We start from the raw sequence: 12,304 nt of genomic DNA on the forward strand, positions 1-12,304 counted from the left end.
CGTGGCCGAATTGGTACGGCCGTGCCCGGATTGCCTGGATACTCGAAGGGGTCACCCGCGGATCGCGTGCGGGGGAGCGGGTGAGAGGACTCGGGATGGCCCTTGTTGTGCAGAAATTCGGCGGCTCGTCGGTCGCCACCGCGGAGCGGATCCGGCGGGTCGCCGAGCGGATCGTGGAGACGAAGAAGCAGGGGCACGATGTGGTGGTGGTCTGCTCGGCAATGGGCGACACCACCGATGAGCTCCTCGAATTGGCGGGGCAGATCGCCTCGGCGCCGGAACCGCGTGAGCTGGACATGCTGCTCACTTCCGGTGAGAGGATTTCGAATGCCTTGGTAGCCATGGCAATTCATTCGCTCGGTGCGGAAGCGCGATCGTTGACGGGATCGCAGGCGGGCGTGATCACCACCGGCGCCCACGGCCGCGCCAAGATCATCGAAGTGGATCCGGGCCGGGTGCGCCGCGCTCTCGACGACGGCGAAGTGGTGCTGGTCGCCGGGTTCCAGGGCGTCAGCCAGGACAACAACGACGTCACCACCCTCGGTCGCGGCGGCTCCGACACCACCGCCGTCGCACTCGCCGCGGCACTGCATGCCGATGTCTGCGAGATCTACACCGACGTCGACGGCATCTTCACCGCCGACCCGCGCATCGTGACCGACGCCCAGAAGCTCGACCAGATCTCCTACGAGGAAATGCTGGAAATGGCGGCCTGCGGTTCGAAGGTGCTCATGCTGCGCTGTGTCGAATACGCGCGGCGCTACCAGGTGCCCGTGCACGTGCGCTCGTCCTATACCGACGCGATCGGGACCACCGTCTTCGGCTCGATGACCGACATCCCGGCCGGCCAGGCCGTACTCACCGGCGTGGCACACGATTGCGACGAGGCCAAGGTGACCGTCGTCGGCCTGCCCGACGAACCCGGCTACGCGGCCAAGGTGTTCCGCGCGGTCGCCGACGCCGAGATCGGCATCGACATGGTCGTGCAGAACACCGGCACCGGCCGCACCGACATCACCTTCACCCTGCCGGCCGCGGACGGCGCGCGTGCGGTCGCCCTGCTGCGTGATCGCCGCGCCGAGATCGGCTTCGCCGACGTCCGCTACGACGACCGTGTCGGCAAGGTCTCGCTGATCGGTGCGGGTATGCGCGACAATCCGGGCGTCACCGCTACTTTCTGCGAGGCGCTGGCCGCGGCGAACATCAACCTCGACCTGATCGCCACCTCCGAGATCCGGATCTCGGTGCTGGTCCGCGATACCGACCTCGACGAAGCCGTACGCATCCTGCATCGGGCCTTCGACCTCGGCGGTGCGACGGTAGCCATCGTGCACGGTGGGACCGGCCGATGATTGACCCGCGCCGGGTGCGGGAGTAACTTACTGATAAGTAAGTTGGGCGAAACGGAGGGTTCATGAACACCCGGTTGACCTCGTTCACCAGGGCGGGACTCGAGTTCGACGTCGTCGACTCCGGTCCGCCCGACGGTCCCGTCATCGTTGCGCTGCACGGCTTTCCGCAAACCGCCACCTCGCTGCAACCACTGACGGCATTGCTCAATGCCCGCGGCTACCGCACCATCGCCCCGAACCAGCGCGGCTATTCACCGGGTGCCAGGCCGCCGGGCCGCTTTGCCTATCGGGTGCCCGAACTCGTCGACGACGTGGTCGCGCTGATCGACGACATCGACCGTGGGCCGGTGCACCTGGTCGGGCACGACTGGGGTGCGATGGTCGCCTGGTCGCTGGCCGCGGCGCGTCCCGAACTCGTCCGCACGCTGGTGACCGTGTCGGTGCCGCATCCCGGCGCCTTCGCCCGCTCGATGATCAGCAGCGATCAGGTGCTTCGCTCGTTCTATATGGCGCTGTTCCAGCTGCCGGTGCTGCCGGAGCGCGTCATGCGCACGCGGGCCGGCGTGCTCGACCGGATGCTGGCCAAGACCGGCATGACCGCGGACGCGATCGCCCGCGTCCACACCGAGATCATCGACACCGGCGCGCTCACCACCGCGCTGAACTGGTATCGCGCCTTGGCGTTGATCACACCCCGTGCGGTGACAGAGCGCGTCACCGTGCCGGTGACGCACGTGTGGAGCACCGGCGACACGGCGCTGACCCGCCGTGGCGCCGAACTGGCCGGCGAATTCGTCACCGGAGATTACCGCCTTGCTGTGCTCGACGGCTCGCACTGGCTCCCGGAGGAGCGCCCGGATGAACTCGCCGTGCTGGTCGCTGAACGCATCGAGTCGTTGCGGGGCTGACGACTCACCCGATCGGCGAAGAAGCCAACGGTCGCCACGCTTCCACGGTGGCCGGGATCAACGGTGCGCGCCGAAACGCGGCCCTGGCCGCCAGCTGCTCGTGGATCCGCCCGCACACCCCCGGCCACTCGTCGTGCAGGATCGAATAGAACGCGGTGTCGCGCACCGCGCCGTCGAGCCCTCGCGAATGTGCCCGCCGCACACCGTCACTCACCGCGCCGAGACGTTCGATCGCCGCCCTCGAGCGCAGGTTGCGGGCGTCGGCGCGCAAGGTGACCCGCCGCACACCCCAGCTGTCGAAGGCGTGAGACAGCAGCATCAGCTTGGAGTCGAGATTCACCTGGCCGCCCCGCACCGCGGGGGTGAGCCAGGTATTGCCGATCTCCACCGCGTCGGGGATCGCACCGCCCGGCAGCGCGGTGACCGGTTCGGCCGACAACGGCCAGGTCAGCGGCCCCTGCCAGTAGTCGAGCCGGGTGAATCGGGTGGCCCCGACCACGCACTCGTCGGCGACGGTGACGATCGCGAAGGCCAGCGCCGTGCCTGCCAGTTGTGCCGCTTCGGCCTGGAAGACGTAGGTGCGGGCCTCCTGTTCGCCGTGCGGGACGACGGTGAACCCGGAGCCGTCGAGCGCGGCGGCCGCGGCGATCAAACCGGGAACGTGATGGGGTGCAAGAGGTTCCAGCCGTGCGATGCGGCCGTGGAGGATAACGGGTGCGGGCATGGTGACCGGCGTCCTTCGTTTCAGAGGGTCGCCGAAGCACGAGGCGTGGATCTCACGGCACGTGCTTGCGGCGAAGCGACACGAACGATCCAGCAGCATCGAAAACTAGAAGGACAGTAGCCGAACGTGACGCGATCCCCCACATCGATCGCACAGGATGTCGCGGCCGGAAAAGTTTCCGTCGTCGTCCGTGCCGTCGAGGAGTAGTCGCAGACCCGGGCGATGCTCGGCTTGGATCGGTCGATCCCATTCGCGGTGGAGGTTTCGTGCGAGGGGGAGGGCTCACTGAGCTGCTTCCGTCACGGTGTCGTGTCGAACAGCCGCGGAGATACCAACTGGATCGCAGTGTGCTTCCGGGCACGTTTTCCCACGTCAGAGCAGTAACGGTTCGATAAATGACACAGATGTCGGTTTCTCGAGCAAACGTCCAGTCGGGTGGGAATTCTGCCAGTTCCAGTGGGTGTTCCGGGAAAACGTCACGTGCGTTATCGAGTTGTGTCGCACACCCGTTCTATGTGATGCAGATCACACCATCTGTTCTCTGGTTGACCGAGCTGGCAAGCTCGTAATTGCTGAACGTTAACCGTTCGTGATCATCGACCGGGTCGACGCGGATCCGCGGTCATGAACGCCCCGCATGTCCGCCGCGGCGCGACGGTACCAGAGAGATCCAGCTTGGATCGCTGATCGGCCGCGGTGGGGCGGCTGTCCGGAAGGGACCGCATTGTGATGAGCAGCATCTACTTCGAATCGAACAGCAACCCATCAGTTACCGAGCTGGGTCGCCGCGTCACCGCGACCTCGGCCCCCGAATCGCCCATCGCTCCGCTGGCGATGCCGGGGCTGATCCTCGGCATGCTCCTGCTCGGCCTCGGCATGGTCGGGTTGTTGCGCCTCGGCGACTGGTCCGGCGATTACGGGCCCGTCCTGGTCGTGCTGGCCTACTTCCTCTATATGGCCGCGGCGACGAGCCTGGCACTGTGGGGTGCCGTGACCGTCTGGTCGCTGCATCGGCGATAGGCCGAACGGCGGCGGCCTATCGCGCGGCTTCCGGGTTCGATCGAGGTGCAGGAATCGACCTACTGCAACGGCGGAGGTGTGGACATGCCCGATTCCTCTCGTGGATCCACCGATAGGAAATCAGAGCGCCGTGACCTCGGGAAGTTGATGGTGTCCCCCGTCACCGAACGGCCGATCCAGGCGCACTCCGACTCGCCAGAGCGGGTCGCGATGCGGGCGAGGATCAAGAAGTTCGTGCTCACCGTCGTGGTCATCGCCGCGCTCGGCGGCGCGCTGTTCGGCTACGACACCGGCGTCATCTCCGGTGTGCTGGTCTACCTCACGCCCGACTTCGCGCTGAGCCAGACCCAGGTCGGTGTCATCACGAGTTCGCTGCTCATCGGCGCCGCGATCGGCTCGATCACCGGCGGCTGGATGGCCGACCGGTGGGGCAGGCGAATGACGCTGCTGTTCGCGGGCGTGCTGTTCTTCGTCGGTGCGATCGCCCAGGCGCTGGCGCCCGATGCCACGGTCATGATCATCACCCGGCTGGTCCTCGGCGTCGCCGTCGGCACCGCCTCGCTGGTGGTTCCCATGTACGTCTCCGAGATCTCGCCGCCGACCTATCGTGGGCGCCTCGTCTCGATGAACTCGCTGATGATCGCCAGCGGGCAGTTGCTCGCCTACATCGTCAACGCGCTGCTCGCACCGACCGGGAACTGGCGGCTCATGCTCGCGATGGCGGCCATTCCCGCCGCGGCACTCGTGATCGGTATGTATTTCATGCCGGATTCGCCGCGGTGGTATCTGAAACAGGGCCGCGAAGCCGATGCGAAGAAGGTGCTGCAGCAGTCCTATTACCCCGAGAATGTCGAGCCGACGATTGCCGAGATCACCCAGTCCGAAGCGGCCGACGAAGCGGTCAAGGACAGTTTGAGTGACCAGTTGCGCAAACCGAAGGTACGCGCGCTGTTCTACACCGGTGTCGGATTGGCATTGATTCAGCAATTCGTCGGCGTCAATACCGTCATCTACTACGCACCGTCCACCCTCACCCAGGCGGGCATGGGTAATAACGCGGCGGTCACCTCGTCGATCGGCATCGGCATCGGCGCGGTGATCGGTGTGATGCTCGGCATGAGCCTGGTCGACAAGATCGGCAGGCGGCCACCGATGTTCCTCGGTTTGGCGATCATGATCGTCGCACTGGTCGGTATGGGTCTGATCGAACGGCTCACGCAGAGCACTGCCACCGGCTACGTATTGCTGGCGCTGATGATCGTGTACGTCTGCGCCTTCCAGCTCGGCGTCGGTGTGCCCACCTGGCTGCTGATCTCGGAGATCTTCCCCGCGCCGATCCGCGCCACCGCCATGAGCATCTGCACCTTCCTCATCTGGATGGGCAATTTCGTGGTCTCGCTGGTGTTCCCGCCCCTGGGCGAGCTGTGGGGCGCGTCGACGATGTTCTTCCTCTTCGCGGTGATCTCCGCGGTCGCGCTGGCGTTCTGCTATCGCCGGGTGCCCGAGACCATGGGCGAGTCCCTCGACGACATCACCAACGAAGCGGAGAGCTGACCAGCCTGCGGGTAGGCTGACCAGGTGAAGCAACTGTGAAAAACCTGACCGTCGGCGTCGTCGCGACCTCTCGCAAGGAAAACGAACACCGGCTGGCCATCCACCCGGCTCACCTCGACCGCATCGATCCCGGACTGCGCGGTCAGATCTATCTCGAACACGGATACGGGAACCGCTTCGGTTATCCCGACGACGTTCTCGCCCCGCTGGTCGCGGGTCATCGCACTCGCGAAGAACTCTTCGCCGAGTGCGATGTGCTCTTGCTGGCCAAGCCGCTGGCCGAAGACCTCGCGCAGATGCGTCCCGGCACGATCGTCTGGGGCTGGCCGCACTGCGTGCAGGACGCGCGGATAACCCAGCTGGCGGTGGATCGCGATCTGACGCTGATCGCCTGGGAAGCGATGAACCACTGGACGAAGTCGGGTGCGTTCAGCGTCCACGTGTTCCACAAGAACAACGAACTGGCCGGGTACTGCTCGGTCATGCACGCCCTCCAATTGCGTGGTGTCAGTGGTGATTACGGTCGCCGGATGCGTGCGGCGGTGATCAGCTTCGGTGCCACCGCGCGTGGCGCGGTCCGGGCGTTGTCGGCGCTGGGGATCAGCGATGTGACGGTGCTGACCCAGCGCAGTGTGTCGGCGGTGGCCTCGCCGTTCGCGTCGGTGCGGATGCAGCATTTCCAGCGTGATCCGGGATTGCCCGGCCGCACCCTCGCACTGAAGGCACCGGAGCCGGGGCCGCTGGCGGAGATGCTGGCCAACTACGACGTGGTCGTGAACTGCATGTTCCAGGACACCGAGGACCCGCTGAGCTTCGTCATGAACGACGACCTCGAACTGTTCACGCGCGGAACGCTTTTCGTCGATGTGTCCTGCGACGAAGGCATGGGTTTCGAGTTCGCGCGCCCGACCTCGTTCACCGATCCGATGTTCACCGTCGGTGACGACCTGCACTACTACGGCGTCGATCACAGCCCCTCGTTCCTCTGGGACTCGGCCACGTGGGAGAACTCCGAAGCCCTGCTCGAGTACCTGCCGGTCGTGCTCGGCGGGCCCGAAGCGTGGGATGGGAGCGAAACGATTCGCCGGGCCATCGAAATTCGCGGCGGTCGGGTGCAGAACCCGCGGATCCTGTCGTTCCAGGGCCGCGCCGACGCGTATCCGTACGCGGTGAACTGAGGTTCGGCGCCGCGGCGGACGCGCGGGCTGTCTCCCGCGCGCCGGAGGTCTCGCACGCCGATCGGCCGGGCGAGATCCGGAATACACGCAGTAAGATGGCAGGAAGTCGGCAGTTATTCGCGGTGGCGAGGAGCGGCGATGGACGGTAAAGACGCCGCATGGAACGAACGGGTGCGTGGTGAGAACACCACGCAGCGCCTCGACCGGAATTGGTCGTCACTACTGCAGGAATTGCGCGTGCTCCAAACCGGTGTGCAGGTCCTGACCGGCTTCCTGCTGACATTGCCCTTCCACTCCAGATTCGACACCCTGAGTACCCAACTCCGCGTCGTCTATCTCGTCGTCGTTTCCGCCGCTGTCGCCGCGACTGCGCTGCTGGTCGCCCCCGTGGCCATCCATCGCCTGCTGTTCCGTCGCCACCGAGTCGATGTCCTCGTGACCGGCTCACACCGGCTGGCCCTCGCCGGGATCGCGCTGCTCGGTGTCGCGCTGACCGGCATGACGGTGCTGATTTTCGATATGGTCGCGGGCACTGTCGCAGGTGTCGTCGCGGGAGTTGTCGCGGCCCTGCTGTTTCTCGGGCTGTGGGTGGTCCAGCCGCTGTTCTATCGGCGCTAGCGCCCCGGTTGTCACGCGTCTGGGTGTTCGACCGCCAGTCCGAGCAGACCGAGGGCGAAATCCGCGTAGGCGACGGCGATCTGTTCGGGAGAGGACGGGCCGTCGAGCCGGAACCACTGGGGGAGTGCGGTACACATCGTCGCGATGGCGCGGCCCGCATCGCGCGCGTGCGTTGTCGGCCGGTGTGCCTCGGTGAGCGCGGCATCGATGTCGGCGTCGAGGAGGTACTGGATCTCGTTGCGGGATGCGGTGATTCGATCGCGATCGGCCGGATCGAGGCTGCGCATCTCGCTGGCGCCGATGAAGGCGAGCCCGCGGCGATGGGTGTGGAAGAGGGCAAGTGCTTCGACGACGCGGATCACCCGTTCTCGTCCGCTCGCGCCGTCGAGGCGTGCGGCGCGCACCCGCTGGTGCAATTCGTCCATGGTCAGATCGAGTGCGCGGACCAGCAGGTCTTGTTTGTCGCGGTAGTGGTGGTAGACGCCGGGCACGCTCATGCCCGCACGCGCGGCGATCGAGCGCATCGTGGCTCCGTGGTAGCCGGTTTCGACGAAGGAATCGATCGCGGCGGCGAGCACGGGATCGATGCCGAGGGGTAGGAACTCCCGCCAGGAATCCGGCGCGGTGTGTGAGCCGGTTTCGTCGCTCGTGCTGTGCTCGGTGGGGTGAGATGCGCGCGCTGTGGACTCCACGGGGTCGACCGCGCGCGGCTCGGGAGCAGGCCTGTGGTCGGCGCCGGTGGTGGGCTCGTCGCCGATCAACCAGGGCACCGTGGCGCCCAACTCGGCGGCGAGGCATCGCAGGCGCGGAACCGAGGCGCCGGTTTTGCCGGTCTCGATGGCGCTCAGTGTGGCCGCGCTGACGCCGATCCGCTGCGCGGTCGCCCGCAGTGACAACCCTGCCGCAGTCCTCGCCTGGCGCACTCGCGCCCCCACCGCATGCTGTTGGGCTGCCGTCGACTCCATATTGTTCAGAATAACTGAACATGCCTATTGCCTCGACCAGGCCTGTTGACAGCGTGAATCCGCGCATGCCACTGTCGTGGCAGTCAATGTGCCGAGCGACCGTTCGGCAAACCGAGCCGAGGAGTGGGCCTGTGCCGATCGACCTGTCCTATCCGTCCGAGGTGCAGAGCCTGGCCGACCGCACCCGCGCGTTCGTCCGCGAACACGTGCTCCCGATCGAGGACGCGCACGACGGCGACATCGCCGCGGCGGGCGGTGAGAAACTGCGCGTCGAACTCCAGCAGGCTGCCCGCGACGCCGGTGTCTTCGCCCCGCACGCGCCGGTCGAATACGGCGGCCACGGCCTCGATATGTCCAACCGCGCCCCGGTGTTCGAGGAGGCGGGCTACTCATTGTTCGGCCCGACGGCCCTCAATATCGCCGCCCCCGACGAGGGCAACGTGCACATGCTCGCCCACATCGCCGATCCGGAACAGAAACAGCAGTTCCTCGCTCCGCTCGCGCGCGGTGAGGTGCGTTCGGCCTTCGCGATGACCGAACCGGCCCCCGGTGCGGGTTCGGATCCGTCCGCGTTGACCACCCGCGCGGTCCGTGCTGACGGTGGTTGGCGCATCAACGGGCACAAGTGGTTCATCACGGGTGCCGATGGCGCGGGTTTCTTCATCATCATGGCCCGTACCTCGGGTGAGCCGGGCCAGCGCGGCGGCGCCACGATGTTCCTGGCCCCGGCCGACAGCCCCGGCATTCGCGTCGGCCGTCACATCGACACGCTCGACAAGTCGATGATCGGTGGCCACTGCGAGGTCTTCTTCGACGACCTGCTCGTTCCGGAGTCGGCGGTGCTCGGCGAGGTCGACCGCGGCTTCGAATACGCCCAGGTGCGGTTGGGCCCGGCCCGCATGACCCATGTGATGCGCTGGCTCGGTGCGGCGCGCCGCGGCCACGATGTCGCGGTCGCGCAGGTGGCGCAACGCGAGGGCTTCGGGTCGCGCCTCGGCGACCTCGGCATGATCCAGAAGATGATCGCCGACAACGAGATCGACATCGCCGCCACCCGCGCTCTGTTGACCCACGCCTGCTGGGAACTCGACCGTGGCGAACCCGCCGCGAACGCCACCTCCATCGCGAAAACCTATGCCGCCGAGGCGATTTTCCGCATCGTCGACCGGAGTATGCAGATGTGCGGTGGCCTCGGCGTCTCCGCCGACCTGCCGCTGGCCCGTCTCGCCCGCGAGGTGCGCCCGTTCCGGATCTACGACGGCCCCTCCGAAGTTCATCGCTGGGCCATCGCCAAACGCGCGGTGAGCGCCGCCAAGCGTGCGAAGCGAGACTCCGAATGACACTGCCGGGCATGGACATCGCCGCACTCGAACAGTTCCTGCGCGCCAACGGCGTCGAGGTGCGGGGCGAGCTGCGCGTCGAACTGATCAGTGGGGGCCGGTCGAACCTGACCTTCGCCGCGGCCGATGACGTCTCGCGCTGGGTGGTGCGCCGCCCACCGGTCGCCGGGCTCACCCCGTCCGCGCACGATATGGCCCGCGAATACACCGTCACCAGCGCGTTGCAGTCATCCGCTGTGCCGGTGGCGAAAACGATCGCGTTCGATGCGACCGGATCCGCGCTGGGCGCGCCGATGACCGTCGTCGAGTTCGTGGACGGGACGGTGTTTCGGGACCAGGACGATCTGGCCGCGCTCACCGATGCGCAGGTACATGCGAGTGTGCGCGAACTGGTCCGCGTCCTCGCGGATCTGCATGCGGTGGACCCGGTCGCGGTAGGCCTCGAAACCTTCGGGCGGCCAACGGGTTTCGTCACCCGGCAGGTCAACCTCTGGGCTTCGCAATGGGAGCGAGTCAAGACGCGCGAGCTCCCGGACGTGGCGACCCTGCACGCCGCGCTGTCCGCCGCGATCCCGCCGGAGACAGCGGCCTCGATCGTGCACGGCGACTTCCGGATCGACAACACGATCCTCGACAGCGCTGACCCGAAAACCGTCCGTGCCGTGGTTGATTGGGAACTGTCCACCCTGGGTGACCCGCTCACCGACGTCGCCCTGATGTGCGTCTACCGGTCGCCGATCTTCGATGTGATCCTCGGGACCCGCGCCGCGTGGACCAGCCCCCGCTTGCCGAGCCCGGACACCCTCGCGCAGGCCTACGCCACCGCGTCCGGGCGCGAGCTCGACAACTGGGGCTTCTACCTGGCCCTGGCCAATTTCAAGCTCGGCATCATCGGCGAGGGCATCACGCACCGCGCCCACCAGGGCTCCGACACCGGCTCCGCCGCCGACCGGGCTGCCGAGGCCACCCCGGAATTCATGGCGGCCGGCCTGCGCGCGCTGCGAGGATCCGCGTAGTACCTCTCGCCACGCTGTCGGCGTTATCCGATGATCTCCGCGGGCAGGAACATCGCGCCGAGCTGCGCCGCGATCGCGCTGGTGTGGTCGACGATGCGCTCGGCCTCCACGTCGAGCACGCCCGAACGCCACGCGGACAGCAGTTCGATGAAGCCGCCGATGCCGGCCAAGGTGCTCATCCGCATGGCGGTCTCATCGACGTCGGGTCGCAGATAGGGCCACGCGGCGGCGATGAGCAGGTCGGTCGCGTCGGTGAGCATTGTCTTGCGGCGCTGTTCGAGCACGGCACTGCCCGCGTGATCGGCCAGCAGGATCCGGGCGCGCCCGCGGAGATCGGTCTGTAATCCGACGGCACGGGCGATCGCCGCGCGGGTGATCTCGAGGGGCGTCCGGTCGGCGTTTTCGGCGACAACGCTCGCCAGTTCGGCGAACACCCCGGTGCACACCTCGTCCCAGACCGCGGCGAGCAGCTCGTCGCGGTCGGCGAAATGCTCGTAGAAGTAGCGATCGTTGAGCGCGGCCCGCTGGCAGACACCGCGCATGGTCACCGCGGCCCATCCGCTGTCGAGCCAGATATCGAGGGCGGCCTCGACCAGGCCGACCCGCCGTCGCGCCCTGCGCTCCTCGGCGGTCCGCCCGCCCCAGGTCCGTGCCGGTGCGCGCACATCCATGGTTGACAAAGTACTCCTCCGCGCGCCTAATTGGTGTCAGGTGCGGCCAATGGTGGCAGATGCCACCAGTTAGAGCAGCACCGGGTCGACCCCGGGAGTTGCCATGCGATTGTTCCCCTTCGGCGGACACCGCCGGACCACCGCGGCCGATGCCGTGGTGACCGGCGCGGGTAGCGGAATCGGGCGTGCGTTCGCCGTCGAGCTCGGTCGTCGAGGCGGGCGCGTCGTATGCTCCGATATCGACCCCGGCCGTGCGGCCGATACCGCCGAACTGGTCGAGGCGGCGGGCGGGAAGGCGATAGCCACCCGCTGCGACGTCACCGTGATCGACGAGGTCGAACAGTTGGCCGCCACCGCCCAGGACTGGTTCGGCGGCCCGCCGACCGTCGTCGTGAACAACGCGGGGATCGGCGCGGGCGGGCCGGTGGTCGGTGAGTTCGCCCTCGACGACTGGCAGCGCACGCTCGGGGTGAATCTCTGGGGCGTCATCCACGGCTGCCACGTCTTCGCGCCGATGCTGCGCGCGGCCGGTCGCGGGTCGCTGGTGAACGTCGCCTCGGCGGCCGCGTTCGGCGCGGCGCCACGGATGGCCGCGTACAACGTGAGCAAGGCGGGCGTGCTGGCGCTGTCGGAGACGATGTCGGCCGAGTTGGCGGGCACCGGTGTCCGGGTGACGGTGCTGTGCCCGACCGGCGTGAAAACCAATATCATGGCCGCGGATTCGCCGATGGACGATACCGCCGAGCGCCTCGGCGGGCTGCTGCTGCGCTGGACCGGCCGCGCGCCGGCCGCGATCGCAGGCACCACGCTGGACGCAGTGGACCGCGGCGACCTGTATGTGGTGCCGCAGCTCGAGGCCAAAGTTCTCTGGCAAGCCAAGCGCTGGCTACCCGCGACCTACACCCGTTCGGCAGGCCTGTTGGAGCGGGTCGTGCGCTGATTCACACCGAAGGAGATC

Annotated in this window: 12 protein-coding genes; 9 read left to right on the forward strand and 3 right to left on the reverse strand. The window is 67.3% G+C overall.

Translation table 11 applies throughout. The annotated features are described in order from the left end of the window. Positions 1-95: 95 nt before the first annotated feature. Together ACWZHB_RS06315 and ACWZHB_RS06320 are read left to right on the forward strand one after the other, a co-directional pair. Positions 96-1,352 (forward strand): aspartate kinase, encoded by a 1,257-nt coding sequence (locus ACWZHB_RS06315; protein ID WP_427906975.1) that lies wholly within the window; start codon positions 96-98, stop codon positions 1,350-1,352. 62 nt (positions 1,353-1,414) lie between these two features. After that, entirely contained in the window at positions 1,415-2,260 is an 846-nt protein-coding gene (locus ACWZHB_RS06320; protein ID WP_427906976.1) for an alpha/beta fold hydrolase, read from the forward strand. A 4-nt stretch (positions 2,261-2,264) separates the two neighbouring features. Here the strand turns inward: ACWZHB_RS06320 and ACWZHB_RS06325 are convergent, their stop codons facing one another. Continuing rightward, positions 2,265-2,984, reverse strand: a complete 720-nt coding sequence (locus ACWZHB_RS06325) for a GNAT family N-acetyltransferase (RefSeq protein WP_427906977.1) — start codon at positions 2,982-2,984, stop codon at positions 2,265-2,267. Between the two features lie 729 nt (positions 2,985-3,713). Here ACWZHB_RS06325 and ACWZHB_RS06330 point away from each other — a divergent pair. From ACWZHB_RS06330 to ACWZHB_RS06345, 4 genes are all read left to right on the forward strand, one after another. Then, positions 3,714-4,004, forward strand: a complete 291-nt coding sequence (locus tag ACWZHB_RS06330; protein ID WP_427906978.1) for a hypothetical protein — start codon at positions 3,714-3,716, stop codon at positions 4,002-4,004. Positions 4,005-4,088: 84 nt separating this feature from the next. Beyond that, positions 4,089-5,558, forward strand: a complete 1,470-nt coding sequence (locus ACWZHB_RS06335) for a sugar porter family MFS transporter (RefSeq protein ID WP_427906979.1) — start codon at positions 4,089-4,091, stop codon at positions 5,556-5,558. Between the two features lie 35 nt (positions 5,559-5,593). After that, positions 5,594-6,736, forward strand: coding sequence for a N(5)-(carboxyethyl)ornithine synthase (locus ACWZHB_RS06340; protein WP_427906980.1), 1,143 nt, complete (start codon positions 5,594-5,596; stop codon positions 6,734-6,736). A 138-nt stretch (positions 6,737-6,874) separates the two neighbouring features. After that, positions 6,875-7,354: a DUF6328 family protein gene (locus ACWZHB_RS06345; protein WP_427906981.1), complete on the forward strand. Its 480-nt coding sequence runs from the start codon at positions 6,875-6,877 to the stop codon at positions 7,352-7,354. Positions 7,355-7,365: 11 nt separating this feature from the next. Here the strand turns inward: ACWZHB_RS06345 and ACWZHB_RS06350 are convergent, their stop codons facing one another. Next, the gene (locus ACWZHB_RS06350; RefSeq protein WP_427906982.1) at positions 7,366-8,319 is read right to left on the reverse strand and encodes a TetR family transcriptional regulator; all 954 of its coding nucleotides are present in this window, start codon (positions 8,317-8,319) and stop codon (positions 7,366-7,368) included. A 131-nt stretch (positions 8,320-8,450) separates the two neighbouring features. Between ACWZHB_RS06350 and ACWZHB_RS06355 the strand changes: the two genes are divergently transcribed. After that, positions 8,451-9,659 (forward strand): acyl-CoA dehydrogenase family protein, encoded by a 1,209-nt coding sequence (locus tag ACWZHB_RS06355; RefSeq protein WP_427906983.1) that lies wholly within the window; start codon positions 8,451-8,453, stop codon positions 9,657-9,659. An 11-nt stretch (positions 9,660-9,670) separates the two neighbouring features. After that, complete coding sequence (locus ACWZHB_RS06360) at positions 9,671-10,675, forward strand: phosphotransferase family protein (RefSeq protein ID WP_427906984.1); 1,005 nt, start codon at positions 9,671-9,673, stop codon at positions 10,673-10,675. Positions 10,676-10,698: 23 nt separating this feature from the next. Here ACWZHB_RS06360 and ACWZHB_RS06365 read toward each other — a convergent pair whose 3' ends face one another. Then, positions 10,699-11,340 (reverse strand): TetR/AcrR family transcriptional regulator, encoded by a 642-nt coding sequence (locus ACWZHB_RS06365; protein ID WP_427909100.1) that lies wholly within the window; start codon positions 11,338-11,340, stop codon positions 10,699-10,701. A gap of 109 nt (positions 11,341-11,449) precedes the next feature. Here ACWZHB_RS06365 and ACWZHB_RS06370 point away from each other — a divergent pair, with 109 nt between their 5' ends. After that, positions 11,450-12,286 (forward strand): SDR family NAD(P)-dependent oxidoreductase, encoded by an 837-nt coding sequence (locus ACWZHB_RS06370; protein ID WP_427906985.1) that lies wholly within the window; start codon positions 11,450-11,452, stop codon positions 12,284-12,286. Positions 12,287-12,304 lie beyond the last annotated feature (18 nt).

This window comes from Nocardia sp. FBN12, from assembly GCF_054031145.1.